Origin of the sequence: Paenibacillus sp. OK076 (assembly GCF_900110055.1) — a bacterium.
In the GTDB taxonomy this organism is placed as follows: domain Bacteria; phylum Bacillota; class Bacilli; order Paenibacillales; family Paenibacillaceae; genus Paenibacillus.
This window is the reverse complement of the sequence record NZ_FOCH01000001.1, coordinates 67,420-93,591: the sequence shown is the minus strand read 5'-3', so window position 1 is coordinate 93,591 and position 26,172 is coordinate 67,420. Positions and strand designations below refer to the sequence as shown.

The 26,172-nt window shown below is 48.1% G+C and carries 20 protein-coding genes; 6 read left to right on the top strand and 14 right to left on the bottom strand.

Features of this window, described 5'->3' with window-relative positions; translation table 11 throughout:
• Positions 1-31: 31 nt before the first annotated feature.
• Genes BMY78_RS00380 through BMY78_RS00370 form a run of 3 tightly spaced genes read right to left on the bottom strand, consistent with a single transcriptional unit; the run spans position 32 to position 4,232 of the window.
• Positions 32-1,444 (bottom strand): ANL family adenylate-forming protein, encoded by a 1,413-nt coding sequence (locus tag BMY78_RS00380; protein WP_090893564.1) that lies wholly within the window; start codon positions 1,442-1,444, stop codon positions 32-34.
• On the bottom strand, positions 1,441-2,856 hold the full coding sequence (locus tag BMY78_RS00375) for a cysteine peptidase family C39 domain-containing protein (RefSeq protein ID WP_090893563.1): 1,416 nt from the start codon (positions 2,854-2,856) through the stop codon (positions 1,441-1,443). The genes BMY78_RS00380 and BMY78_RS00375 overlap by 4 nt, the downstream gene beginning before the upstream one ends.
• A gap of 2 nt (positions 2,857-2,858) precedes the next feature.
• Positions 2,859-4,232 carry an alpha/beta hydrolase gene (locus BMY78_RS00370; protein WP_090893561.1) on the bottom strand — a complete coding sequence of 458 codons (1,374 nt, stop codon included), beginning with the start codon at positions 4,230-4,232 and terminating at the stop codon, positions 2,859-2,861.
• Between the two features lie 481 nt (positions 4,233-4,713).
• Between BMY78_RS00370 and BMY78_RS00365 the strand changes: the two genes are divergently transcribed.
• Entirely contained in the window at positions 4,714-6,873 is a 2,160-nt protein-coding gene (locus BMY78_RS00365; protein ID WP_090893559.1) for an alpha-amylase family glycosyl hydrolase, read from the top strand.
• 103 nt (positions 6,874-6,976) lie between these two features.
• Here the strand turns inward: BMY78_RS00365 and BMY78_RS00360 are convergent, their stop codons facing one another.
• The 4 genes from BMY78_RS00360 to BMY78_RS00345 form a co-directional block, all read right to left on the bottom strand.
• Entirely contained in the window at positions 6,977-8,263 is a 1,287-nt protein-coding gene (locus BMY78_RS00360; RefSeq protein WP_090893557.1) for an MFS transporter, read from the bottom strand.
• Positions 8,264-8,419: 156 nt separating this feature from the next.
• Entirely contained in the window at positions 8,420-9,256 is an 837-nt protein-coding gene (locus BMY78_RS00355) for a sugar ABC transporter permease (RefSeq protein WP_076290382.1), read from the bottom strand.
• Positions 9,253-10,608 carry a carbohydrate ABC transporter permease gene (locus BMY78_RS00350; protein ID WP_090893555.1) on the bottom strand — a complete coding sequence of 452 codons (1,356 nt, stop codon included), beginning with the start codon at positions 10,606-10,608 and terminating at the stop codon, positions 9,253-9,255. Before BMY78_RS00350 ends, BMY78_RS00355 begins: the two co-directional genes overlap by 4 nt.
• Before the next feature lie 96 nt (positions 10,609-10,704).
• On the bottom strand, positions 10,705-11,991 hold the full coding sequence (locus BMY78_RS00345) for a sugar ABC transporter substrate-binding protein (protein WP_090893553.1): 1,287 nt from the start codon (positions 11,989-11,991) through the stop codon (positions 10,705-10,707).
• A gap of 458 nt (positions 11,992-12,449) precedes the next feature.
• Here BMY78_RS00345 and BMY78_RS00340 point away from each other — a divergent pair, with 458 nt between their 5' ends.
• The gene (locus BMY78_RS00340) at positions 12,450-13,478 is read left to right on the top strand and encodes a LacI family DNA-binding transcriptional regulator (RefSeq protein WP_090893551.1); all 1,029 of its coding nucleotides are present in this window, start codon (positions 12,450-12,452) and stop codon (positions 13,476-13,478) included.
• Between the two features lie 124 nt (positions 13,479-13,602).
• Here the strand turns inward: BMY78_RS00340 and BMY78_RS00335 are convergent, their stop codons facing one another.
• A complete protein-coding gene (locus BMY78_RS00335) occupies positions 13,603-14,361 on the bottom strand; it encodes an SDR family oxidoreductase (protein WP_090901813.1) in 759 nt (252 codons plus the stop codon).
• Positions 14,362-14,551: 190 nt separating this feature from the next.
• On the opposite strand from BMY78_RS00335, the gene BMY78_RS00330 reads away from it, so the two are divergent.
• Positions 14,552-15,154, top strand: a complete 603-nt coding sequence (locus tag BMY78_RS00330) for a TetR/AcrR family transcriptional regulator (protein ID WP_090893549.1) — start codon at positions 14,552-14,554, stop codon at positions 15,152-15,154.
• 105 nt (positions 15,155-15,259) lie between these two features.
• Here BMY78_RS00330 and BMY78_RS00325 read toward each other — a convergent pair whose 3' ends face one another.
• From BMY78_RS00325 to BMY78_RS00305, 5 genes are all read right to left on the bottom strand, one after another.
• Positions 15,260-16,399 (bottom strand): toxic anion resistance protein, encoded by a 1,140-nt coding sequence (locus BMY78_RS00325; protein ID WP_090893547.1) that lies wholly within the window; start codon positions 16,397-16,399, stop codon positions 15,260-15,262.
• 80 nt (positions 16,400-16,479) lie between these two features.
• The gene (locus BMY78_RS00320; RefSeq protein ID WP_090893545.1) at positions 16,480-18,168 is read right to left on the bottom strand and encodes a vWA domain-containing protein; all 1,689 of its coding nucleotides are present in this window, start codon (positions 18,166-18,168) and stop codon (positions 16,480-16,482) included.
• Between the two features lie 12 nt (positions 18,169-18,180).
• Positions 18,181-18,912: a hypothetical protein gene (locus tag BMY78_RS00315; protein WP_256221899.1), complete on the bottom strand. Its 732-nt coding sequence runs from the start codon at positions 18,910-18,912 to the stop codon at positions 18,181-18,183.
• A gap of 362 nt (positions 18,913-19,274) precedes the next feature.
• Entirely contained in the window at positions 19,275-19,841 is a 567-nt protein-coding gene (locus BMY78_RS00310) for a Uma2 family endonuclease (RefSeq protein WP_090893540.1), read from the bottom strand.
• An 82-nt stretch (positions 19,842-19,923) separates the two neighbouring features.
• Positions 19,924-22,245 (bottom strand): glycoside hydrolase family 127 protein, encoded by a 2,322-nt coding sequence (locus BMY78_RS00305; protein ID WP_090893538.1) that lies wholly within the window; start codon positions 22,243-22,245, stop codon positions 19,924-19,926.
• Between the two features lie 194 nt (positions 22,246-22,439).
• On the opposite strand from BMY78_RS00305, the gene BMY78_RS00300 reads away from it, so the two are divergent.
• Positions 22,440-23,207, top strand: a complete 768-nt coding sequence (locus BMY78_RS00300) for an AraC family transcriptional regulator (protein ID WP_143066993.1) — start codon at positions 22,440-22,442, stop codon at positions 23,205-23,207.
• A gap of 171 nt (positions 23,208-23,378) precedes the next feature.
• Positions 23,379-23,888, top strand: a complete 510-nt coding sequence (locus tag BMY78_RS00295; RefSeq protein ID WP_064640524.1) for a GNAT family N-acetyltransferase — start codon at positions 23,379-23,381, stop codon at positions 23,886-23,888.
• Positions 23,889-24,035: 147 nt separating this feature from the next.
• Here the strand turns inward: BMY78_RS00295 and BMY78_RS00290 are convergent, their stop codons facing one another.
• A complete protein-coding gene (locus BMY78_RS00290; RefSeq protein ID WP_090893535.1) occupies positions 24,036-25,079 on the bottom strand; it encodes a 2,3-butanediol dehydrogenase in 1,044 nt (347 codons plus the stop codon).
• A 141-nt stretch (positions 25,080-25,220) separates the two neighbouring features.
• On the opposite strand from BMY78_RS00290, the gene BMY78_RS00285 reads away from it, so the two are divergent.
• On the top strand, positions 25,221-26,126 hold the full coding sequence (locus tag BMY78_RS00285; RefSeq protein WP_090893533.1) for a LysR family transcriptional regulator: 906 nt from the start codon (positions 25,221-25,223) through the stop codon (positions 26,124-26,126).
• Positions 26,127-26,172 lie beyond the last annotated feature (46 nt).

Genomic DNA, 26,172 nt, shown 5'->3' with positions numbered 1-26,172 from the left:
CATTCATGAGTCACTTTATTCATTCGTTCATTCAGTATTGAGTTCGTCCCGAATCTTCCTCCTTGCTTGCCGCAACCTCATCCCGAACGGAGGAGCTTGGACCGGGATTTCTTATTTTCTTCATTCTCGGGCTTGTTAATGTCTCCTGGGTAATCACGATTTTTTGCGGAATTTTGTACTGGGGCAGCTTGTCTCGGCAAAAGTCCCAGATTTGTCTGCGCAGTTCCGTAAGAGGCTGCTCACCTGTAAGTCTGACCGTGGCCTTTACCATCTGCCCCATAATTCCACTCGGCTCGCCACTCACGGCAGCCGTTTCAATGACTTCCATTTGCTCCAGAATACTCTCCACTTCCGCAGGATAAACCTTACGTCCGCCTACATTAATGATCTCGGAGCGGCGACCCAAAATACGAATGTAACCATCCTCCATCTCCGCTTCATCCCCGGTCTGGAGCCAGCCATCTTCCGTGAACGGAGAAGGGGCGTTCAGATACCCGATCATAGCCGTTTTCGTTTGGATCTCAAGCAAACCGTCCACAATGCGATAACGGACTCCTCCGTCACGAACCGTAAATAGCAATGAACCCGAATCCTTGGAGCGTGTCGGCAGAATGCCAAGCTCCGACATACCGTAAGCCTGCACCGTACGTACATTCGGAAACTGTCTATTCCATGCGGTAAGCAGCGCCTCCGGCATAACCTCTGAACCATAGGAAACCACTTCGAGACTGGATAGATCGAACTCCCGATAGACTCCACTAAGAAGCAGCAAATTCATGAACGTTGGTGAGACTGGAAGTGCCTGAACACGGTACTTTTCAATGGTTTTGCATACTTCCAGGGGGGAGCGATCCGGTATGACGCATAAACAGCCGCCGCTGGACAGGGATTGCAGCATCGTATTCAAGCCGCCGATGTGGTCAAACATCATAAAGGGAATGGTACAGAGCGGCCGAACTTGCCGCCTGAACCCGTGCAACAGACGATCTGCGCTATGAACAGCAGCTTTGCTTCGTCCTGTCGATCCGGATGAGAAAATCACCAGACCTGCTTTCTTTTCCTGACTCAGTCTTGCCAAAATCGGGGCCGAACTACCTTTCACAGAGCAATGTTTTGCAATAGCTTCCCCTTCCCCAACACTCATACGCCATTCTGCCTGAGCAAGCGCTGTATACTCATTCCGTTTGGCCTCAACCAAGTGTCGATCCATCGGAACCACAATACAATTCCGCTCCAGAAGAGCGATCAATGCCGCTGCGGCATAAGGAGAATAATCCTCTTCAAGCACAACGATCGCCCCTTCGAGCTCTTCACTGGAAATCCATTGGCTAAAGGTGTGAATCTGATCCAATAACCAGTTATAACTATATTGCTCGTCCTTCCATATCAACGCAGGGCGATGGTCATACGCGGCGAATCGTTCCAGAAGAAAAGTGATATTCATCCCTTATCATCCTTTGGGCAATGTTTCAATTGCGCCTCCAGATATTCAACCAGCGATTCCACCGTTCGGTAAGGACTTTCCGGCATGGAAGCCACCGCCATTTCCGCGAGGGTTATCCCTGCACCAAACGTATCTTCAACACTTTGCTCGACAACCGCAAGTAAAGTTACAAGTTCAAGGGAGTCCAACCTTCCCCGACTTCCATACAGAGGCGCCTGCAAGCCATGCTCCAGAGGAATCGGCGCGTTATGGTACCGATTAAGCTCAACGCAGCTATCCAGCACAATCCGCTCAATGACTTCCCGATGTGTAGGCGCGGAATTTTCCACAGTCGATGAGGTCCGTCTGAAGCGATCAGCATGCTGATGTGTCGTCATTAACGCTTCGTACCAGCATAATTCGTCCGCCGCCAATTGTTGAATAATAACCGTTAACTGCTCCCTCCATTCTGGGCTTCGTTTCATTCTGGCGATCTGCAGCAGCTTATGCGCCTGTTCCCACTGGGCAATCATTGCACCGAATTCTGCAACATATTGATCATGGGGAGAATCGAGCCATTCGGCGGCCTCCTCCAGCAAATCGCGGAAAAAGTAGCGGCTCCAGCGCATGTCGAACAGGAACGCGGAGATGGCTTTCTCCTGTTCCCGATCCACCTCGGCATCCGGGTGCAATCTTTGTAACAATTGTGATGTGACAGCCTGTCCAAAATAATAGCTTCGATTGCCCTGCCAGATCGTTCTGCCCGTGATGAATTCATGCGCCTGCGTCGCCAGCGCAGAGCGCAGCATGGTTCGGTAGCCTGCGGCGTCGAGTGTCTCCACAGCACGGATCTCCATCGTGCCATATGTCCGTAATGTTTCTTTGCGCCGGGCTATTTCGAGCTCGGAGATATTTTTGTTCCCTTTCCAGAACTCCTGGAAATCAGTAGACGATACAGCTCCCATGTATTTGGAGGGAACGGGGTCATAGACATAGAACTGCTCCTCATCCATCCCGTACACAGCCAGCCAATGATCGACCAGATGAAGGCGCGAGCCTTGTTTAACGAGTTTATGAATATACTCGGGATTTCGATAATCCTCCCCGTAAGGCAAGCAATAACTTGTGCCTGTAACGACCAGAAGCCCCTCATTTTCAAGGCGTTCCCGAATATATGCCTTCCCTTGTTCGAAGCTGTCAAACTCCCGTTCTCCAAACACTTCCCACATCGGCTCCTCATAATCCAGCTTATGAAAGTAAGGCTTGATCAGACCACGTTCCGAACAGGAAGGCAGACTATACAAACGGCTGGAAGCCAGCAAGCCCAGACTGCTTATTGAGCCCTGACGCTGAAGGATTTCGTGGATCAAAGGAAAATTGCAGGGATAATAATACGGAATATCCATCGTTGGTTGAAATGGTTGACTGATCATGGCTACCTCCTGTTCCCGGCTTTGGCAGCCGTGCTGCCCCAAGACTGGATTTTGTAATGAAGAGACAGGTTATCAAGGGCACGAAACACCCGATTGGGAAGTGCCTTTCCATCTTCACCGGTTTCAAACTGCCGGAAACCTCGCGTGAACCTGAACCGAAATCCGCTGTCACGTGGAACCTCGAAGCAGCCCTCATAAAGGCCACCTCCGGTGTGCAGAAGCTTCATGCCCATGCCTCCGTAGATCGAGTCATCATACGTGTCATGAAACGGTACCTCTGCACGCATGCACACTGTCACGTGACCCGATAATTCTTCCACAACTGTGTACACGCGTGATGCCGACAGCTCTCCCACCGTGAGGGTGACCACTGCATTACCTATCTTGACAGGAACCAATTCCCCATTGGGTCGAACCTCAATAACATCGGGTTGATCGGAATGATATTCCCCTTCAAGCACACTCATGGTGAACCCGCTGTCGTAATGAAGCAGCGCATTGATGTGACAGTTCATTCCGCCTTTCAATCCGATCATGTCCCTTCCCATCAGCTCCAGAGAAACCGGTTTGCCGATTCGGCCAAACATGTACAGTAGCGGAAGGTGAACCCTCTCTCCCCAATCCGCTTCCTGATGACCTGCATCCGGCTGTTCCAGAAATGCGATGTCCTTGCCAGGCTTGTATCCCAGTTCAGTGATCTGACGGACTACATTCCTTACCTGGGAAGGAAGAAATAATCCTTCTGCATCCCCAATATCTATCCACATTTGAATCGGAGCACTGCGCTCAGGCATGAGGTACATATCCTCCTCCTGTAAACTGCTCTCCGACGTTTCATCCAGCTGCACGTCCACGAAAAAGGGAGAGAGCATGATCAGTTTGCCAAAAATTTCAGGATGACGTGTTCCTATATGGAAGGTGCTGAGTGCCGCTGCGGAAGAACCAAGCAGTCCCGTATTGTCCTTGTCTGGAAGTGTGCGGTAATGCTCGTCAATGAACGGTTTCAGTTCATGAATGATAAAGTGTTCATAATCCAGGCCTGAGCAGCCCACACTCACCGCTTCTCTTGCAGGCGCAATGAAATGATAGAATTCATTGTGTGTAACTGGACGAACATGGGCAATTCCGACAATGATCAGCCCGTCCATCAAGCCTTGATCAATCAGTTGGTTTGCCGCCTGATCTACGTGCCACGTTTCATTTCCCGTAGTCGAAGGGCCGAAGGCCCTCTGACCCGCATGCATGTATAACACAGGATAGCGATGATCCACATGCTCCTTATAGCCTGGTGGCAAATAGACAAAAATCTTTCTCGTGTTGCCCAGCCTGGATGCCTTGAAACCTTCCACACATTCGATGACAGAATGAGTGTTCACTGAGCCATCAACCGCCTCTCCTATAGATTTCCCTTTTACACTACCGGGGTTTTCTTGTTAGTCTTGCTTCGTTCTTCCCTCGGCTACATCGACAAACAACCCCGTCTCTAAAGAGACGGGGTTGTTTTAAAACACCGAAATGTTCTAAAATGCATAGCCCTTATATTGGTGGGTCTGCGAATAGTTTAAATCTGTTGAGCCTGATTTGTAAATATAGAAATAGAAAAAAAATGCTCAAGAAAAAGTTATTGACAACCAAACCATTATTTAATTATCATAACGTTGTGATTATAACTAGAGGGCCATGCTTTTAAACCCAATCGGTTTAGGACAACCCCGGTAACTCCAGCAGGAGGTGCCGGGGTTGTTGGCGTTCATAAAGGGGGGGATATCTTAAGAATAACGAACCAGCGTCTAACTTGAAAGCGCTTTTCTAATCAAGAAGAGATTACACATCTAAACCACGAAGGGTGGATTATCAATGTTCAAATGGACCAAGCGAATCATCCTCAGTACCACGCTGAGCTTCAGCTTGCTGGCCGGAAGTGCACTGCCACTATTCCCGGCGGCCTCCGTATTCGCAGATGCTGATACGGCTGTAACCAACAAGCAGAACTTCAGCACCGATGTTATTTATCAAGTATTTACCGACCGTTTTCTGGACGGCAATCCCTCCAATAACCCTACTGGGGGAGCCTATGACGCCTCATGTTCCAACCTGAAGCTCTATTGCGGGGGCGACTGGCAAGGACTGATCAATAAGATTAACGACAACTACTTTTCCGATCTCGGCATTACGGCACTCTGGATTTCCCAGCCTGTGGAGAACATTTACTCGCTGATTAACTATTCCGGTGTCAACAATACAGCTTATCACGGCTATTGGGCACGTGACTTCAAGAAGACCAATCCTGCTTTCGGTACGATGACCGATTTCCAGAACCTGATCAATACGGCACATGCCAAAGGCATTAAAGTCGTCATTGATTTTGCTCCTAACCATACCTCTCCTGCCATGGAAACCGATACCTCATTCGCAGAGAATGGAAAGTTGTACAATAACGGCACTCTGCTTGGTGGCTACACCAATGATACGAACAAATTTTTCCACCACAATGGCGGCTCTGACTTCTCCACACTGGAGAACGGTATCTACAAAAATCTCTATGATCTCGCTGACCTGAACCACAATAACAGCACCATTGACACCTACTTCAAGGATGCGATCAAGCTCTGGCTGGATATGGGCATTGACGGAATCCGGGTGGATGCGGTGAAGCATATGCCGATGGGATGGCAAAAGAACTGGATGTCCTCCATCTATGGCTACAAACCGGTATTCACGTTTGGTGAATGGTTCCTGGGTTCATCCGCATCCGATGCGGACAACACCAACTTCGCCAACCAGTCCGGCATGAGTCTGCTCGACTTCCGCTTCAACAATGAAGTACGTAACGTGTTCCGTGATAACACATCCACAATGGTTGCCCTGGATTCCATGATCACCAGCACTGCCGCTGATTATGCCCAGGTGAATGACCAAGTGACCTTCATTGATAACCATGACATGGATCGCTTCAAAACAAGTGCCGTTAACAACCGTCGCCTGGAACAAGCTCTTGCATTTACACTTACCTCGCGGGGCGTACCAGCCATCTATTATGGCACTGAGCAGTATTTGACAGGTAACGGCGACCCTAATAACCGTGCCAAAATGCCTTCGTTCTCCAAAACAACAACCGCTTTTAACGTGATCAGCAAGCTAGCTCCATTGCGCAAAACCAATCCAGCCATCGCCTATGGAACAACCCAGCAGCGCTGGATTAACAACGATGTGTATGTGTATGAGCGTAAATTCGGTAACAATGTGGCCGTCGTAGCGATTAACCGCAATCTTTCGACTTCCACATCCATCAGCGGTCTAACCACTTCACTCCCTTCGGGTACATACAACGATGTTCTTGCAGGTGCATTAAGTGGTAATACCATTACCTCTACTGGAGGTAACGTCGCTAACTTCACTTTGGCAGCAGGAGCTACAGCAGTCTGGCAGTATACAGCCAATACCACTACACCAACCATCGGGCATGTGGGCCCTGTAATGGGCAAAGCCGGTAATACCGTTACCATTGATGGTCGTGGATTCGGCACTACCAAAGGTACTGTTTATTTTGGTACAACCGCTGTTACCGGTTCAGCCATCACATCATGGGAAGATACTCAGATCAAAGTGACCATCCCTGCTGTTGCCGCCGGCAACTATGCAGTTAAAGTCGCAGCGAGCGGAGTCAACAGCAACACCTATAACAATTTCACGATTCTTAGTGGCAACCAGGTTTCCGTTCGGTTTGTCATCAACAATGCATCCACGACACTCGGCCAGAATCTCTATCTGACGGGCAATGTCGCGGAGCTGGGTAACTGGTCCACAGGCCCTCTCGCCATTGGTCCGGCGTTCAATCAGGTGATCTATTCTTATCCGACCTGGTATTATGACGTGAGCGTGCCTGCCGGAACGAATCTGGAATTCAAGTTTTTCAAAAAGAACGGCTCTACCATTACGTGGGAAAATGGCAATAATCATACCTTCACCACACCAACCAGTGGAACCGCGACCGTTACAGTGGACTGGCAACCTTAATTCCATCACCGTCCTATCATTCAACCCGGGGTCAGACGCAATGAGCGCCTGCTTCCGGGTTCTTTGATTAGGCTCGCCCATACCTTTTTGCATGGTTGCTCTGCTATCGATAGGTCCGAATGGATTTTAATCCAGCTGAAGCAATCACTCCTACCACTAGCAGCAGCGCGCCCAAGCTCTCCAGCACGGTTTGGGCACCCCACTGATCAGCCAAAACGGAAACCACCGTTAATCCCAGAATCGGGGCTGTACTTGTTATGGTTCCGAGCACCCCGTAGATTCTCCCCTGCAGCTCATCGGGAACTTCGGCACGCATCATGATCTGGGTTAACATTGTACAGCACGCAAACATCGCTCCCCCCGCAATGATCAGCGGCAAGGCCACCAAAGGAGAAGATACATTGGCTAACAGCATATACAGTGGGCCGAGAACCAGCAGACCGATAAACACCCATCGCCCCTTTCGTTTCAGCCGGTTGCCTGAGGCAATCAGAATTCCGGAACCCAGCATGTACCCCAGTGGAATACATGTCTCGATCAGTCCGAACTGGACAGGATTCGCCTGCCATACGTTGACGGCCATGACTTGAACAAGCATGATGGCTGACATGAAGAAAAGAATCAGCAGCGGATTAAGAATAACGATAGAGCGAATCAGGGGATGTGCAAAGATGTAGGAAAATGAACCGCCCCACTCCTTTACAAACGATCCTCTATGCATCGAAGAGCGTTGTACATCCGGAAAACGCCCAGCCAACATTACACATATCGCTGACAGCAGAAAGGTCACACCTGTAATCATAATAGCCGTAAACCCTCCAAATGCTGAAACTGCAATCCCCGCTGCGGCCAGTCCGCTGATCCGGGCAATATTATCGACCAGATGAATGGTTCCTGTAGCTTGCTGCAGATGCTCCCTCCCTACAAGACTGGTTACCGAAGCATGAAAGGCAGGCGCCTGAAACAGGCTGGAGAACATCGAAAGGGAAAGCATGAGCAGTACGATTGGAAAAGGAGCATGCAGCACAAACAGACTCACCGCGATGATAAACGCCATAGCACCACGAAACAAATCCGACGACAGCATCAATGTTCTGCGATCCAGCCTGTCGGCAAACGTACCCGCGAATGATCCGAACAGAAAACTGACGACCATATTACATACTTGTACAGCTGCCATGCTCTTCGCACTTCCCGTGGTCTGCAGCACCCACAGACTGATGGCAATGCCGTTGAAGCAATCACCAAATACGGAGATGCCGTAACCGCACAAAATTCTGCGATATGCAACATTGCGCCAAAGCGCCCTGTTGGCCATTTTCGGACTTTCCGCGGCAGCGAGAGCCCCGTTCGGTCCTAATTCCGGTTCTGGGGACTGTAGCGTTCCCATCGATCTTTTCCTCCTCTTGTCATTCAGATCTCAAACAGCAGGCAGGCGCTTCCGGAGCAGTTCCAGCGATAAATGGAACCTCTCAGAAGCGCCTGATTGGTGGCCTGGATATGTTCTACAGGCTGTCTATGCGGTTAATGGTTTATCCTTTATCTTTTATCCTTTGGAGGCGCCAGAGGTCAGCCCCTGCACCAGGAAGCGCTGCAGGAATACAAACAACAACGTAATCGGAATGGCGATCAGTACCGCCCCGGCAGCAAACATGGTAAAGTTACTGTCCTGATAACGGCTAACCAGATCCCACATGCCAACAGCAAGTGTCCAGTTCTCTTTCGTCCGAAGTACCAGCCGGGCAAAGATAAAGTCCATCCACGCTCCAGTGAAGCTGGTTAAGGCTACATAGGTCAGCATTGGCCGGGACAATGGCAAAATGATGCTGGTGAACACACGCAGATGACTGGCACCGTCAATTCGTGCGGCTTCATCCAAACTGCGCGGAATGGTATCAAAGAACCCTTTGACAATAAATCCACCTAGCACGGCCCCGGAAGAATAGACCAGAATCAACGCGGCATGAGTGTCCAGCAATTTGATCTGAAGCAAAATAATATAAATGGCAATCATGCTCATGAAGCTGGGGAACATCCCCAGAATCAGCATCGTGGATAGAATGGTCTTACGACCGCGAAAACGGAAACGGGACAAAGCATACATGCCCAAAGTGACCATAAGCGTTGAGAAAATCATCGTGAAAAAGGCGATCTTCAACGTGTTCAGATACCATGTGCCATACATGAACGACGGGTTGGTAAACAGTTCCCCGTAATGGGCCAGCGTGAACGCTTCAGGCCACAGACGTTCACTGTATAGCGCTGCCCCTGGACGCAGTGACGAGAGAAATATCCACAAGACGGGATACACCGATACGATGGCAATGATGACCAGCAGCACATAACTGATCGCCAGACGCATGGGATTGTTGCGCTTTTTCATTGAATCATGTCCTCCTCCTTGAACGATTTGGAACGACGGAAATTCCAGATGGAGAACGACGCAATAATCAGGAAAATAATGATGCCGACCGCCGAAGCCATATTGAATTTGTTGTTATCCAACGTCAGTTTGTACAACCAGGTCACGAGGAGATCGGTTGATCCCGCGTATTGATAATCTCCACGCAGCGGATTCCCGTTCGTCAGCAGGAAGATGACATTGAAGTTGTTGAAATTCCCGGCAAATTGCATAATAAGCACCGGTGTCGTAGCGAACATGATAAAAGGAAGCGTAATGATGCGGAACTTCTGAAAGCCGGACGCACCGTCTACCTCAGCCGCTTCATACAAATCCCGTGGAATCGCCGTCAGCACGCCCAGGATGAGCACCATGCTGACCGGGATTCCGATCCACATGTTTACAATAACGACTGTAACTTTTGCCCAGAATGGATCAGTTAACCACGGCAACCCCTCAAGGCCAAAAGCCTTCATATACGTATTAATCGGGCCAAACTGTCCGTTGAACAGGTTCCGCATCAGAAGCAGTGAGATAATCTGCGGAATGGCATAAGGAAGAATGAATATCGTCCGCCACACCTTTTTGAAGCGAATACCCTTCTGCTCGATGAGAAGTGCAACCAGCACCCCGCCGAAATACGTAGTGACCGTTGCCAGAATGGCCCAGATCACGGTCCATGTTAATACGCCAAAGAAGGTATGGCTCCACGATTTAAGCTGGACCAGATCCGTGAATGTCTTGAAGCCGACCCAGTCCACCAGCTTGGCGGGCGGAATATGATCCGGTGCCGAGTAATTGGTAAAGGCCAGGGTAATCGTAAACAAAATCGGCATAATGGTGAAAAACAGGATGCCGAGTGCAGGGATGGATAAGAAAAGATACGGGAATTGTTTATCGAGCAGATATCTCAGGGAAGCAGAAGCTCCGGTGGCCTGCTTGCCTTCCTCTCTTAATTTTCCCGTGAGGTACGCATCCCGGATATTGAATATATACAGAAGAAGAAAAACGAAAAATACCAGAAGTACTATGATTCCGTTGAGCAGTAAAAAGATGGAGTGGTCGCCCTGCTGGAGCACCGTTGATCCATTGACCTTGACGAAACGCTGCGTTTGCTCGCCCAGCGTCCATACTCCCCATACGGCCTGATTCAAACGGGGAATCAGATAGGCGAGTCCCACTGCCTCTAAGATCAGAAAACAAATTCCCTTGATCCATTGACGGTTATACAATTGTCCAAGTCCTTGCAGGACAACGGACAACACAGCCGCTGTCATACGATGCTGTCTTTCTCGATTCGGCTTAACCGTGACTGGAACATGCTGTTGTTTCATTCATTCCTACTCCTTCCCGGCAAGCGAAGTTACCGATCAGTTATAGCAGAGTGCAGAGGACATGTTGACTTCCTCTGCACCTGCTCATTTTTTATTTTATTGGGTGGTTGCAAGGCTCTCCTTGACTTGTTTGACTGCGTTATCCAGAGAGGTCTTTACATCCTTGCCTCCATCCCATATGTCGGTAATCGCCGCGCTGATGGGACCCCACACGCTATCCATGGCAGGAAGCGAAGGCATAGGGGTGGAGTTGTTGAATTGCTCAAGGAATGCCTTCGTGATTTCATCCCCTTGAATCTTCGGATCTGCCGCCACATCTTTATTGGCCGGGAGTGTTCCGTTCATCTCAAAGTTGACCATCTGGGATTCGGCACTGGAGAGATAGGCCGCAAACAGCTTGGCAGCATTCGGATAGGTTGTAAATGCATTGACGTAATAGGCCTTAACTCCAGAGAAGGAGGTCATCGGTTTGCCTTCAATCGCCGGGAGTGGAGCCACACCGAAGTCAATGCCAGCATTGCGATAATCGGCGATGGACCAAGGTCCGTTAATATCCATGGCCAGTTTCCCGCTTGAGAAAAGACCTTTCTTGATGTCATAGTTCACATCACCCATTTTCACAGGCAGTACTTCCGATTTCAGCGTTTGCAGGAACTGACCGCCCTTGATGGCTCCCTCATTGTTAAGACCAATGTCCTCGCTGTTCATGCCTTCATCGCCGAAGATATATCCGCCCTGAGAAGCCAGATAAGCAAAGTTGTAATAAAATTGCTGGAGTTCCCACATCAGAGTGTACTTGTTGTTTTTGGGGTCATTAAAGGTTTTGGCAAAGCTGATAATGTCATCAAATGATTTTGGTGCTTCGGGATAAAGCTTTTTGTTATAAAACAACGCATAGGTTTCTACGCTGTAGGGATATCCATATAAGATGTCTTTGAAGGTTACGGCTTTAACCGCATTGTCGCTGGTAGATTGCGTGGTCTGTTGCTCAAAAATATCGTTTGGCAAGATCAGTCCGGCCTCTGAAGCGCTACCAATCTTGTCATGCGGGAAAACGACTACATCCGCAGCCAATCCTGCGGGTCCGTCCGTAGTGAGCTTGGTCACTTGGTCGGTAGGCGGTAATTCCTCGATCTTTACAGAGACGCCATACTCCTCTTCAAATTTCTTCGCCCGCTCCTCGATAAAGCTGCGTTGATTCTTATCCTCCCATATAACAAGGCTCGCGCCCTCTTCTGGCTGAATATTTTCCGCGGTCACTGTGGTTTCTCCAGTCTCACCGCTGTCTGTTGTGGTTGGCGCTGCGCCTCCACCTCCGCTTGAACATGCGGTAAGTGCAAGTGCCATGAAACCTGCAAGTGCTGCTTGCTGCCATTTTCTCATTGAATTTCCCCCTTTTCGTAGTCTTGATCGATGCTGTACTCGCGCTTTTCACCCGTTATTCTGTGTACTGTTCCTGTACTCCGAAGTTCGCCGTGGTTCCGTTTGAAAGTAATACAAACGTTTGCTCATATTAACCTCAGACTGGTCCAATCCTTATGTAATCGGGATGAATATTCTAGGAAGTATGTTGATTTAAGTTATGTAAGCGCTATAATGACAATAACATCATACAACAGCAAACTTTGTTTGTACAAACGTTTGCACAAGTCATTTTCGTTCATTTTCCGTCACTTTTGTGGTGTTTCTTTCTGTAATTTCCTATTTGCTTGATCTACCACCATCTTCCTTTAATTTTCTTTTCCCCTCTTCACCATGATGCAGTTAGCAATTGATTTATCCAAGTCTTTGAATTAACATAGGAGACATGTTGAAATGCTTGTACAGAAGGGATTTTTCACATGATTACAATCAAAGATATTGCCAAATTGGCGGGTGTATCCCCTTCTACGGTCTCACGGGTTATTTCCAACCATCCCAGAATCAGTTCGGAAACATCACTCAAAGTGAAGCAAATCATGAAAGAAATGAATTATCATCCCAATATGATGGCCAAAAGCCTTGTTTCCAAAACGACTCAAACCCTGGGTATCATGCTGCCCCGACCTGCTGAAGAGCTGTTTCAGAACTACTTTTTCGGAGAATTGCTTCGGGGAATCATTACCCATGCCACCCGCATGAATTATGAACTTCTTCTCTCCACCGAAACGTCTTCCAGCGATGAATTGAATGCCATATCTCGCCTGGTACACGGGCGGCGCGTAGATGGAATTTTGCTGCTTGGTTCTAAACGGGAAGACCCGATTATTTCATTTTTGGAGGCGGAAAAGTTTCCTTTTGTACTGATTGGCCGCAGCGAAACGCATCCTGATGCCCCGATGGTGGACAATAACAATGTACAGACGGCTTTCGATGCAACTACACATCTGATTGCCCAAGGGCATAAACGAGTCGGATTTGTTAGCGGACCACCAGATTTGACGTTGTCTCATGATCGCCTGCTTGGATACAAAAACGCGCTTGAAGAAGCGGGTCTTGATGCTAACAATGACTGGATCGTGGAGGGAGAATTCCTGCAGGAAAGCGGCTTCCGGTCGATGTCCCTGTTCATGTCGCTACCCGACAGGCCTACCGCCCTCGTTGTCATCGACGACAATGTTGCCTTTGGCGTACTTCGCGCTCTGGCCGAGCTGGGATACAACGTTCCTGAAGATATAAGTGTTGTGAGCTTTAACAATATTGCCTTATCGGAACTCGCATCGCCTCCACTCAGTTCGATTGATATCGGAACCTATCAACTGGGCTATACCGCGGTTCAGGTACTGCTGAAAATTCTGAGTGGGGAGCAGTTGCCTCAGAATCCGGTCATTATTCCCCACCGCTTAATTGTTCGGGATTCGTCCTTGTTTACGCTGTCCGGGAATGTCTAGACACGTTTGTGCAAACGTTTGCCCTACTGGTTTGAAGTGTCACATTCTCGCCTGTTGCAGACATGCAAAAGAAGCCCATACAGCGGTATGAGCTTCTTTGCACATTTCAGTTATGAACGATGGATTAGTAAGAGCTCCATCCTGCATCTGCCGTTACGACGGTTCCGTTCACAAAGCTGGATTCGTCTGAGCCTAAGAACAGAGCCACCTTAGCAATCTCTTCACTTGTTCCTATACGTGGGTTAATCGCCATACCCAATTGTTGTCTGCCCGCACCAAACTGACTTAACCCCGCCATGGATGAACTAATATTGGTTGCTACCGCCCCAGGAGCGATGGCGTTACAGCGAATGCCTTGCTCGGCGTACATGTAGCCTGTATTTTTGGTGAATCCAACCACAGCGTGTTTGGAAGCTGTGTAGGCTGCACCGGCTCGGCCACCGTTCAAGCCACCTGCTGATGCAATATTGACGATGACACCTTTTTGTTTCTCCAGAAAGATTGGCAGCACCTTACGTGTTGCACGCATAACACTGGTCGTGTTGATTGCAAACACTCTCTCCCATTTGTCATCAGACACATCAGCAGCCGGCTCCATGCCATCCATAATGCCTGCATTGTTCACCAGAACATCCACTGTTCCGTATGTGCTCACCGCAGTATCAATCAGATTCTGGATATCTTCTTCTTTTGCCACATTGGCGAGCACAACCATAGCTTCGCCGCCCTGCGCCTTAATCTCATCCACGAGCGTCTGGGCTGTCTCCGCATTGATATCCGATACGATTACCTTCGCTCCCTCCTGTGCGTACAATGTTGCAATCGCTCTACCCATACCGGACCCCGCACCTGTCACCACAGCCACTTTATCTTGAAGTTTCATCATGTATCATCCTCCATGTATTCGTTTACAATAAGTTAACAAACAAATGTTCATTAACTCGTATCCTTAGTATAATAAGTCATAGCATTCCTGTTCAATCAGTAAAAGCATGCCCAAATGTACGTTAATCAACAATTTCCATGATGTATGTACTTTAACTTATAAATCGCTCTTCCAAGGAGGCTATAGTATGACTGAACTTCCGAACTCTATAGACCGAAGAATCAAGAAATCCAAAGCGGCGCTGAAGGATGCCCTCATCCAGTTAATGCAGAAGCAGCCGTTTAAGGAAATATCCATTACCGAGATCGTGCAGCTTGCGGATCTGAATCGAGGTACCTTTTACAGACACTATCAATACAAAGAAGACCTGTTCAATGAAATGATCGATGATGTGATCAAGGATCTGGTGGCTTCTTTCCGTGAGCCTTATCAGGATATGGAACTATTCCGAGTAAGTCATATGCCTTCTTCCGCAATCAAAATATTTGAACATGTGCATCAACATGCACCATTCTACACGCTTGTGGTGAAGTCCGAGGCCGCGTCCAACTTTCAACAAATGATCTGTGAGGTTCTTCGTAACCTTGCCTTGCAGGATCTCACTGAGGTTTTTCCTTCTCACATCAACCAGGAACTGCTAGCCAGCTACCAGTCCCATGCTATCTTTGGCATGATCCTGGAGTGGATTCGGCAGGAATTCAAACACACCCCCGCCTATATGGCAGATGAGTTATTCAAAATCATTAATTTCAAGCCTGCCAATGCGGTGGTCCAGTCTAACCTCAAATGATCGATCCAGGCGTATTTATCCACGAATTCTGAATGAAAGTCAAAAAGCGACCGTTCCCAAAGGCTTAACAAGGAACGGTCGCTTTGTTTATTTATGAATGTCGAACTACAGCCCCAGCTTCTGCCCTTTCTCCAACCGCTGAATCTGCTGCTCCCCGGTATCCGCCAGTTCACGGAACTGGTTAATGGTCTCCCGCATCCGTGGCAATGCCTCCTGCTTATACACACTGATGGAGTCGAGCGCGGACAGCACATCCGTGAACGCCTGCTTCATCGTATCGACCGAAATGCTGGCATCATAAGCTTGCTTCTGGATGGCAATGCCCTGATCTTTCAGCATTTTGGACGTACCTGCGATCAGGTCGTTGGTCGTCCGGTTAAGCAGTTCAATTTTCTGCAATACAATCTTCTGATTGTAAAGTGCACTCGCAACGGTGACGGCAATTTTCAAGGCCGAGATCGTTACATTTTTGGCCCGATCCACACCACGGATCAATTCCTTGTTGTTGCGGATGACAACTTCAATCGCCATGATGCCTTGCTGGTTCACCACCAGCATTTGCTGCAAATCCATGACCCGCTGACGAAGCGGGAACAGCACTTCTTCCGTGATAAAACGGACTTTCTCCGGGTCCTCGTTGCGTACTTTGGCGGCTTCGATCTGTGCGTCGATCGACTCATCCATCAGCACACCAAGCTGAATTTCCTTTTGCAGTCGTTTAGTGAGTTCCCGCAGATTTTGCTGTTCAATCTCCAGTGTAGTATTGTCGTTTCTCAAGGTCGCTCTGCCTTTATCCAGCGAGGTTACGATATCGGCGATAACAGCGTCAGCCTTCTGGTATTTCAGGAAATAGGCCCGCAGGGGATTGAACAATTTGCCAAGGAATCCGGTCTTGGCAAAGTCGACCACGCTGGGGTCGAGATCCTTCAGTTGCATATGCAGCTCGGTCAAGCCTTTGGCGACCTGTCCGCCCTCGTCTCCCGTCTTGGACAGATGTCCAACGGAGACTTGAAGCAACGCGTTTTTCTCGGAAGAGGATCTCATCGTGTTCATGCCAAAGCCATCAATGGATTGCAGAATCTCCTTGCGTTTCTCCAACGATTCGAGATCCAGTGTCATGATCATCTCCACGTTGGCATTTGCGACTTGCTGCAGCTCCGCCACCTCGGCAGGTACGGGCTTTATCTCCTCCTCAATTACCTTCTGAATTTCCTTCTGACTAGGTATCTCCATCGAAAACGACATCCAAGTTCCCCCTTCAATTACGTGCTATATAAAATGGAATAATGAACCTTACATTAGGTCACTTCGAGTGAGTACCCGTGCTACATCTGCACGTTGAACAGGTTACCGATTTTGTATACCACATCGTCGGTATCCGCGTTAATGCTCGCCGCTTCGTTAATGCTGGAAATGCTCTCCAAAGCTTTGATGTCCGCGTTGTAACCAATCGTGTAGATTGGCACTTTGTACGTCTCGACCAGATCACGAATATCTTTCAGTGTATGACCTTCGTTGGTCTCTCCATCACTTAGGACAAAGATCAGTGGCTTCACATTCGGATTCGCAGCTATATAATCTTCCAGCATCTTCATTGCCACAACGATTCCATCGAAGGTTGCCGTACCGCCACCCGCTTGCAGGCTATCCACCGTACCGACAAACATCGACTGCTGATTCGTATCATACTTGGCAATGGGCAGATTCACCGTTACTCCACTAGAGTAGGAGACGAGGCCGATACTGTTATCTGTGCCCAGGAACTTCTGGCCTTTGCGCAATGATTCCTTGAGTCGGTTCAGTGGTTCACCATCCATACTCCCGGATACATCGGTTACAAATACGGCTGCAATCGGTTTACTGCCGTTCTTTTTCTCTTTCCATACTTTCTGAGCAGACAACAACGTGCCACCATCCACTGTGTTCAATTCCGACTTGTAATCCTGCAAGCCGTTGAAGCCGAATTCCTCAGCCGATTGCTGATACTTCGCTTGGGTTACGAATTCTGCATACTTCTTAATGATTTCTTGCTTGTTCTGCGGTAGTTGCCCCAGTGCATACAGCGGGCTGTCATGTCTCACACCAAAAGGGGTAAAGACGTAGCCGCTTTTCAGATCTGCGGTGTTTACGTAAGTCTGGTATTCCAGTACAAATGCGTCCAAACGGCCTGACTTGGCTGCCTCACGCATCTGAATGGTTGTGGACGCCGTAAACGGTACGTTAGCTTGAAACTTCTCAAAACCCTCAATCGCTTTCTCACCAAGCGGATTGGAGCTGTCGTATGTGTTGAGTGCCGTCACCAGAAAGTTCAGTCCCGTGGAACTGGCAAATGGATCGGTGTACCCCATCGCGAGTTCATTGTTGGCAATCGCTTCGGTCACGGTTTTTACATTAACTGAGCCGTACGTGTCGACCAGCGCATCATATTTGGCTTTCGAGATGACGATTCCGGGAACGTTCCCCACCAGTCTTTTGGATACCAGGTCTGTCTTCACTCCGCTTGCAGCTACCATCTCGCCCCATAACTCATTGGAGGGAGTGTACGCATCAGGCACATATTTACCAGACTTGATATAATCGGCCGCCGTACCGGATGCGATATTGCGTAACTTTACCGAAACCTGCTTGCCGCCAACGGTAATGTTAGCCTTGTTGAACTCTTCGGTGACCTCGGTTAACCAGCCATCTCCGCCAGTGCCTGCTTTCTCCGGGGATGAAAAGATTTCCACATAATCATTCGTTGTATTTTCGACCGTGATCGGAAATTTCGAGATGTCTGGAAGTGACTCTGCCACATCCACCGGATCGAGATCAATCTGTCCCTTCACAGGTTCAGCCGTTGCCGGAGCAATGTCCGCATACAGCTTGCCTAACTCTTTGCCTGCATTCTCTGTCGTTACCTGTGTACTGGATTTACCCACGTTCGACGTCAGCGTGATACCTGCATATACGAGTCCAAACACAAGTACCAGCATTAAGATCGATATGAAAAAAAACTTTCCCTTCTTAGCCATACGTACAACCCCTCACTGTCTGTATAATTTGGTGTGCTTGATTAATTGGTCAATTTCTTGCATACAAGGCATCTGTTCAATATCTCCTGCTTCAAAGCTGTCCAGGCGGGAGATTTCCAGCATCAATTGGTCGAGCTTCAAAAGAATTTCCTCATTGGTATGAAGCGAGCTTTTCACATAGCTCAGATAGTCGTTATATACTTTAGTCTTTTCCTGAAAGAGCTTCTGGGGAAGTGTTGCGGATTTGGACTTCATCAGGCTGGCGTACTCCGCTTCATCGAACACATTGAGTCGGTTAAGTACACTTCGGATGTTGAGGTATAACAGCTTCTCCACTTCGAGGGTGACCGAAGCAAATTTCTTGTAACTCAGTTCCCCCGGATCAAATCGCTGATTCAGCACGTTCAGGAGGGTTTCTTTCTTTTTCTTCATGCGACTTAGTTGAGATAATCCCAGTGTGATATCTTCCTCAAGCACTTTAATGCGTCGATAAAAGGATAACGCTTCCACATAATCATCATGGGTTTCGATATTTTTCACGGGCAAGACCACAGGCTGTTTGAACAACAAGGTGTAGCTTCCATAGAAGAGCGTCATCACGCTGCCGAACAGAAATGTCACCGAGAGCGCTGTCGTAAATGCTCCCCCGCCAAACTCCAGTCCGATGAATCCTGGTGAGAACAACAGAACATTCATGACCACAACGCCGAAGATTAGCCCCAGCAGTTTTATGTACTTTATCATGTAAATCATCAGACCTCCTTTCGCGCTATGTGTTGGAGCTTTATGTCGATATTTACCATTGGAACTTTATTTCATTGTACATGATGTTGCCGCATTCGGGTGGATTAATATGGATATTCATAATATACGTGGCTTGGGCTTATCCCATTTCATCTTTAGAGGGACAACGTGGATAAGATTTTGTAACCTCTGGGAAATGAGCCTGGTACCCTTGAACAATCGGTGGCGGAAAAAGAAATGTTATCAGGTAATACGTGGAAATTTGCAGTGCGTGTCATTTTTTATATAGGGCTTGTTTGATACGATAAAAATCAAAAAACACCCCGACGCCCGGCGCCGGAGTGATGATGATGTTGTGTAATCTAATTCAGCTTGAATAAATTCCGAAGCGGAATTTCCAATTCCGGATATAACACCGATTGAATCGTTTCTTGCTCCGTGTACAGATGACGGTTCTGGTAACTGCCTTCTTCCAATGTGTACACATGAACGGTCTGATTCCCAGGGTCAACAATCCAGTATTCATTCACACCGTATTTCTGATACAGATTAAACTTCTCGTTAAAATCCTTCAGCGCAGTTGAAGGAGACAGCACTTCTATGATTAGAGAAGGCGCACCTTGACAGCCGTTTTTGGTTATTTGGTCTTTGGAACAAACCACCGATAAATCCGGTTGAACAACATGATCAGGTACGTCATACTGCTCATTCTCACTGAAATACACGTCAAAGGGGGCAACAAATACGATACATTTCCGATTCTGAAAAAAAGTACGCAAGGAGAAGTGCAGCTCACCCACAATAAACTGGTGTAATGAGGTGGGTGCTGGAGACATATTGAATGCTTTGCCGTTAATTAACTCCCATGCCCCCTCCCAAGTTAACCAATCCTGAAAACTATAGGTGCCTTTATTATCCGGTTTTGCCACACTTCCAACCTCCTCTTTTACCTAATCAGCATTTTGCTCTTATTATAACATTGTGTTTGCCCAATTTCATACAATGCCTCTTCTATGAGAAGATAGATTCCGGTTTACTCCGCGTTGTACGTACCTCCACCACTTTCCCGGCACAACCATTGTCGTCCAACGCCTGGAATGCAACCCGAACGCTGTCTTTACCTGACGTTACCTTCTCAGGGATGTCATAGGTAACATAGAACACTTCACCAATCTTGTTCATATGAATCCACTGTTCTCCGACCACATGTCCATCGACGGCGATACTAAATATTCTCTCATGCCGTGTTCCTTCCCGTACAAAAGGAGAATGATCGCCGCCCCAGTATGCCACGCATACATAGTTCGGTGCAGAACCATCCACCGCCAGCTGGTAGCTGAAGTAAGACCCGCTGACACCAAAAGCTTCCCGCCACATATGCAGCTTGTTGCGGCTGTCTGTATAGGAACCGTTATGATGTTCTGCGCGGCAATTGCTATCCAGATGATGTCCAATCTCATCCTGCTGACCGTCAGGCTGCACCCTGTCGATGGTGATATCATTCAATTCCTTCTCCAGCGCATCCCCTTCATCGTTGAACGGCCAATAGACCGTATAGAACTCATGATGCACATCATAGAACGGAATTAGCTTCACCGGGTTACCGTCTGATGTGACATCCTTGCTGATCTCAAACGTCAACGTACTTGCGTCTATGACCTTGATCCACTCGTGCACATCCTCCTGCTCTGTCCATATAACAGGTACAGGTGCAGTTTTGGGGTTCAGTGCCGTTTCGTCCACAATGGTATCCTCAGGCAGCCCTTCGCTTCCCAGAGCCCCTGCCAGCACAATCGGGCCATACAGGAATGCCACCTTGTGAGCATCATCCCGGGACGTATATTGGTGGAGCGACATCGGCAGCGTGATGGTGATGACATCGCCAGCGGTCCATGTGCGCTCGATGTCGAGGTATCCGGGTTCCATCCGGGTATGCGGATGGGCCGTATCCCCGTTGACCATTGCCGTCATTGGCTCCTGCAGCCAGGAGGGCACGCGTAGTCTAAGATTGGCCGAGGCGCTGCCTTCGGTGATCGTAAGGGTACCCTTTTCCGAATAAGGAAAGTTGGTTTCGAGCTTCAGCGATAGGCCTTGGGATTTCCAGTCCAACTGGGAAGCAATATACAGGTTAACGTACAGATCCTGCTCATCCTCGAAATAGATGGCCTCGGCGTATTTGCCCGGGTTCTCCATGCCAGATCCTGTGCAGCACCACCAGGCGGTATCGTGAGTACCGTAGATTTTGTAGTGGCCTTGCAGCGTTGATGCAAAATACGTTTTGTTGCCTGTGTCCGGGTCCTGTGTGCCCAGGATGTGGTTGTAGATCGCATTTTCATAATAGTCCATGTAGGCACTGTCCGGATTCCAGGTGTAGAGCTGCTTCGTCAGATGCATCATGTTGTGGGTACAGCAGCTCTCTCCGGTTTTAATGCCCAGACTCTCCATGCCTTTCGCTTCATAATGCTCCGAAATGCTCGTAGCACCAAATACATAAGACCGATGATGAATCGTAGTGTCCCAGAAAAACTCCACTGCTGTCCGGTAACTCTCGTGATGATGGTCCTGATTGTAGATTTCGGCTGCACCGATGACTTTCGGAATCTGCGTATTCGCATGTTTGCCCTGAAGATCGTCCTGCTTGTGTTCCAACGGTTCGAGGATTAATTGATGTGTGAATTTGTTGGCTATATCAAGGTATACGGACTTCCCGGTGATTCCATACAAGTGTGCAAACACTTCGTTCATACCGCCGTGTTCACATTGAAGCATGATCTGCATCTGTTCTTCGGTCATCGGGCTTAGACCGTCCACCGCCCAATCCGCAAACCGTGTTACCACCTCAAGGGCCTGCCCGTTGCCCGTTAGTTTGTAAGCGTCAATTAGTCCGCGATAGATTTTGTGTATGCTGTACCAAGGCACCCAGTATTCGCCGATGTTGAAACCACCAATATGTTCTGCCCGAAAGGCAATGTGGAAAGCTTCTTCTGACAAGCCGCCGACATACCCACTTCCTGTATGCTGTTGAATGGATGCAAGCTCACTGACGGCATAGTCCAGCGTTTGCTTTAACGTTTCATTACCTGTCGCCTGATAGGTCACAGCCAGGGCAGACAGGTAGTGTCCAAGGGAATGCCCGCTAATCGAGCGTGCCTCCCAACCCGCGTATCGTTCCTTTTTCGCCGGTAACCCATGGGCCTCAAAACATGGTGCCAGAAAACGGTCAATGTCCAGTGATAACAAATACCGTTCTCCAACCTCCTGTGATGTTTGAAAGACGCCATTTAACAGCTCTACATGCTCAGGTCCCAGAAATCCCTTTTTGGTTTCAATCATTCTGCTCGCTCCTCCTCGGTATGTAGTGGATATTTAGAAGCACTTATATCATTGTACAAAGGGTAAAATCCGTGTTGAAATTCATGTGTCCCTTGCGATGTTTCTTCACACAGGCCTTGAATATCCTCATATTATCAAATAAAATACAACTACATCAGACTCATAATCCAAGAAAAGGTGGAGAAATCCGTCCTATGCAAAAGCCATTGGAACATTACTTGTGCGGCAAATTCATAACCGAAGGCAATTGGAGCCATATGAAGCGCAGCATGCCTGTTCACGAGGTCATTTTGATGTTGGAAGGCGAGATGTACATTGCCGAGGAGGACGAGCAGTTCGTGGTTCGTGCCAATGATCTACTATTTCTGAGGGCTGGACGCACCCATTATGGCTATCAGGTCAGCGATGCTCCCGTCAGCTTTTATTGGGTTCATTATGATTCAAATGAGAAAGAGTTCGACCAGTATCCCACCCATGCGACTATTCAGGTTCCGTCCACCGCCAATCAGCTGTTCAAGCAGCTGCTGCATAGTTCATCGTTCTCGCCGGAAGAAGCAGACGCAGCATTGCTGCTGCTGCTCAAAGAACTGGAACGCAATACACAGGCGGGTTATCGGCCGCACAATGCAATCGTTGACCACATCTGCAAGTGGGTGGATATTCATCTGCATACCGACATTACGGTGGGCAAGATTGCTGAGACTTTTAATTTTAACAAGGACTATATCTCCAAAATGGTGAAACGTGAGAAAGGCATTGGGCTCAAAACCTATATCCTCACGGAACGGATTCGCCGGGCCAAGCAGATGCTGCTCAATACCAATGCCAGTGTGAAAGAAATTGCGGGGCAATGCGGTTTTTCGGATTACAAACTCTTCCTGCGCATGTTCAAACAATACGAAGGCAATACGCCCACCGAATATCGCAATAATTTGTATTCTACACAGCTCAATCGCCTATAATGAACCTTATACGTGCGAACCTTGGATGTGCTTGTGCGGAAGTACCAACTCATAGAATTTCATGAGTCATATATAGAAAATTTGAATAAATCCAGTACCATCAGGTGTGATACAATTCAAGTCAACTATATCTCTTATCAAACCAAGATCAAATCAGAAGGAGAACTTGAGATGACAACGGCAGTAACGATTCATCCCGCTACAGAAGCTGACCATGAAGAAATTGTACATATTCTCATTGAAAGTTACTCCGAGTACCGGGACACGTTCCAAACACAGGAACAATGGGAACATTATTTGAAGGATATTCGGGAATCGCCGAGCAATCCTTATATCAAGCAATTATGGATTGCCAAAATAGATAATCAGATTGTTGGAACGGTCCAATTGTTTGAGACTGCACATAAGGCTTACCCGAACTTCGAGCTGCCTATTGATTATCCGTTTATTCGACTGTTGGGCGTTGATCCCAAGTGGAGAGGTCACGGTATTGCCAGAGAATTGCTTCAACAATGTGTTGAATCTGCCAAAGACATGGGCAAAAATACGGTGTATTTATATACGGGCGGCCAGATGGTCAACGCGATCCGATTATACGAGCGTTTCGGTTTTGTAGAAGACCCGGAATTCAGTTCCGAGAGTGGTGGAGGCAAAGCGATCTGCTACCGTTATGATTCATAATTCTCGCAAATGCTAATAAGCGTGGATAACAGAAAAAGGGATGCCCTTAAGTCATTAATATGACGGAGGGTATCCCTTTTTAGCGTTATTCTGAGCTAAAGAATCGGATTAGAGCAGCAAATGTTATTCGCTCCATTTTCCAAATTATTAACCGCTGATTTCCACCAAAATTTTCGCATGGCTCTTGTCGGTCATGAGCAGTTCAAGTCCTTCCTGAACGATGTCGTCCAGCTTGATTTTTCTGGTGATCACCTGCTTCACATCAAGTGCTCCCTCAGCAATCAAAGAGATGACTTCAGGGAAGATATGACGGTAGGCCAGCGTTGCTGTCAGGTTCGCTTCCTTCACCAACAGGTCGAAGAAATTCACCTGAAGTGGATTCGGAATTGCTGCGATGACAACAACTTCTCCACCTTTTTTGATTACCGCTACGGCGCTGTCCATGGTTGGCTGTACACCTGCCGCTTCATATGCTACATCTATTCCGCCAGACTGCTGCAAAATCACCTCAGTGGCATTAACTTTGGCACTATTCACCGGAATGGCTCCCAGCTTGGCAGCCAGGTTCAGGCGTTCTTCAAATACATCAACTGCATAGATCGTGGAAGCTCCGGCAGCTTTGGCTGACAGGATTGTCAGGAGTCCAATCGGACCTGCACCATATACAGCAACCTTCTGACCTACTTTTAGTTTGCTATGGCGAACCGCATGAAAAGCTACTGCTGTAGGCTCAACCAGTGCGCCCTCTTCAAAGGAGACGTTGTCCGGCAATTTGTGCACCATATAGGCCTCAACCACAACGTATTCAGCAAAACCTCCGTCACCGTTCAGTCCCACAAATCCGAACTCGGTACATTGGTTATAGCGCCCCTGAATACAGTACTCACACTGTCCGCAATGATACAGCGGTTCAACAACAACACGGTCTCCTACACTGATACCGCTTACATCACTTCCCAATTCACTGACGGTTCCTGCAAACTCATGACCAAGTGTCAGCGGCGCTTTCTGTCCTGAAAGCGGGTGGTTCTGCCCTTCCTGAATGCCTACGCCATGATGGTAAGCATGCAAGTCACTACCGCAGATTCCTGCGTACTCGACTTTAATTTTCACTTGTCCTGATTGGGCTACCGGTATTTCCCGTTCTTCGACCCGGACATCTTTTTTGGCATACCATACTGCTGCTTTCATGAGATACATCCCCTTTGGTTTATCTTGTCTACCTGAGATTCAACTACTGTCTATTAATTATATCGCTGTTCACGTATTATTCATATTTATAGATACTAATGTTAATATTACTTGTACTAATGCTAAAACGGAGATGAAACCATGAATCTGGAACAGCTTGAATATGTCGTTGAAATTGCCAAAACCCAATCATTCTCGGCTGCCTCGGAGCACCTGCATGTCACTCAATCGGCGATCAGCCAATCTGTGCATCGTCTTGAAAATGAGCTGGGTATGATCCTGTTCGAACGCTCGCGGCATGGGACGTTTCCCACCCCTGAAGGCAAACAGTTTATTGCCAAGGCACTCGATATTTTGCAGCGAATTGATGAATTGAAATCACTGAATGCCGAGACATCCTTGTTAACCGGAGACCTGCATGTTGCTACTTTTCCAAGTGTGATGCCTTACCTTGTACAGACGGCTGCAGATATGAAACGCGAGCATCCTCAATTGAATATTGCCATTGAAGAGAAAGGTTCCATGGAAATTATCGAGGACATCCGTAACAACAGAACCCACCTGGGCTTCATCGCCATCTACGCCAAACAATTGCGGGAATTCGATGGACTGCATTTCAGTCCTATGTATTCAGGCAAACTGGTTGTGTGCACTCATCACCAATCCGAACTAGCCAAGCTTAACCGGGTTACTCCCGAACAATTAAAAGAACATAAGCTTGCTCTGTATCGTGATGGATTTATCGAAGATTTCCTGCAGGAGTTCACGTATGATTATGGCCCTCTGTCCATCCTGTTCAAAACGAACAACTCGGAAGCGATTAGCACCGTTCTAAGAAACAATATTGCTGCCACCATTGGTCATGACTTCTCCTTCCACCAACATCCGCTATGGAAAGAAGGTATTGCGAAAATGGTTGAGATCGCCTCGATCGACCAGCCTAAAATGCAAATCGGCTTCGTACAGACCGAGTCCAAGGAGGTGGCTGTATCCGCTGAGCGATTTGCCCAACGCTTCAGACAGGCGATTGAGCTGGATCAGTTATAATGGCAGAGTCTAAGTCATCATCGGGGTGTCAAAAAAACACTCAGGT

Coding starts and splice junctions, on each gene's coding strand:
- BMY78_RS00325 (WP_090893547.1), bottom strand. CDS start 16,399: ATGTCGTTTTCGATGGAGATACCTAGTCAGAAGGAAATTCAGAAGGTA.
- BMY78_RS00350 (WP_090893555.1), bottom strand. CDS start 10,608: ATGAAACAACAGCATGTTCCAGTCACGGTTAAGCCGAATCGAGAAAGA.
- BMY78_RS00360 (WP_090893557.1), bottom strand. CDS start 8,263: ATGGGAACGCTACAGTCCCCAGAACCGGAATTAGGACCGAACGGGGCT.
- BMY78_RS00375 (WP_090893563.1), bottom strand. CDS start 2,856: ATGATCAGTCAACCATTTCAACCAACGATGGATATTCCGTATTATTAT.
- BMY78_RS00330 (WP_090893549.1), top strand. CDS start 14,552: ATGACTGAACTTCCGAACTCTATAGACCGAAGAATCAAGAAATCCAAA.
- BMY78_RS00315 (WP_256221899.1), bottom strand. CDS start 18,912: ATGATAAAGTACATAAAACTGCTGGGGCTAATCTTCGGCGTTGTGGTC.
- BMY78_RS00320 (WP_090893545.1), bottom strand. CDS start 18,168: ATGGCTAAGAAGGGAAAGTTTTTTTTCATATCGATCTTAATGCTGGTA.
- BMY78_RS00340 (WP_090893551.1), top strand. CDS start 12,450: ATGATTACAATCAAAGATATTGCCAAATTGGCGGGTGTATCCCCTTCT.
- BMY78_RS00380 (WP_090893564.1), bottom strand. CDS start 1,444: ATGAATATCACTTTTCTTCTGGAACGATTCGCCGCGTATGACCATCGC.
- BMY78_RS00305 (WP_090893538.1), bottom strand. CDS start 22,245: ATGATTGAAACCAAAAAGGGATTTCTGGGACCTGAGCATGTAGAGCTG.
- BMY78_RS00300 (WP_143066993.1), top strand. CDS start 22,440: ATGCAAAAGCCATTGGAACATTACTTGTGCGGCAAATTCATAACCGAA.
- BMY78_RS00285 (WP_090893533.1), top strand. CDS start 25,221: ATGAATCTGGAACAGCTTGAATATGTCGTTGAAATTGCCAAAACCCAA.
- BMY78_RS00290 (WP_090893535.1), bottom strand. CDS start 25,079: ATGAAAGCAGCAGTATGGTATGCCAAAAAAGATGTCCGGGTCGAAGAA.
- BMY78_RS00295 (WP_064640524.1), top strand. CDS start 23,379: ATGACAACGGCAGTAACGATTCATCCCGCTACAGAAGCTGACCATGAA.
- BMY78_RS00345 (WP_090893553.1), bottom strand. CDS start 11,991: ATGAGAAAATGGCAGCAAGCAGCACTTGCAGGTTTCATGGCACTTGCA.
- BMY78_RS00355 (WP_076290382.1), bottom strand. CDS start 9,256: ATGAAAAAGCGCAACAATCCCATGCGTCTGGCGATCAGTTATGTGCTG.
- BMY78_RS00335 (WP_090901813.1), bottom strand. CDS start 14,361: ATGAAACTTCAAGATAAAGTGGCTGTGGTGACAGGTGCGGGGTCCGGT.
- BMY78_RS00365 (WP_090893559.1), top strand. CDS start 4,714: ATGTTCAAATGGACCAAGCGAATCATCCTCAGTACCACGCTGAGCTTC.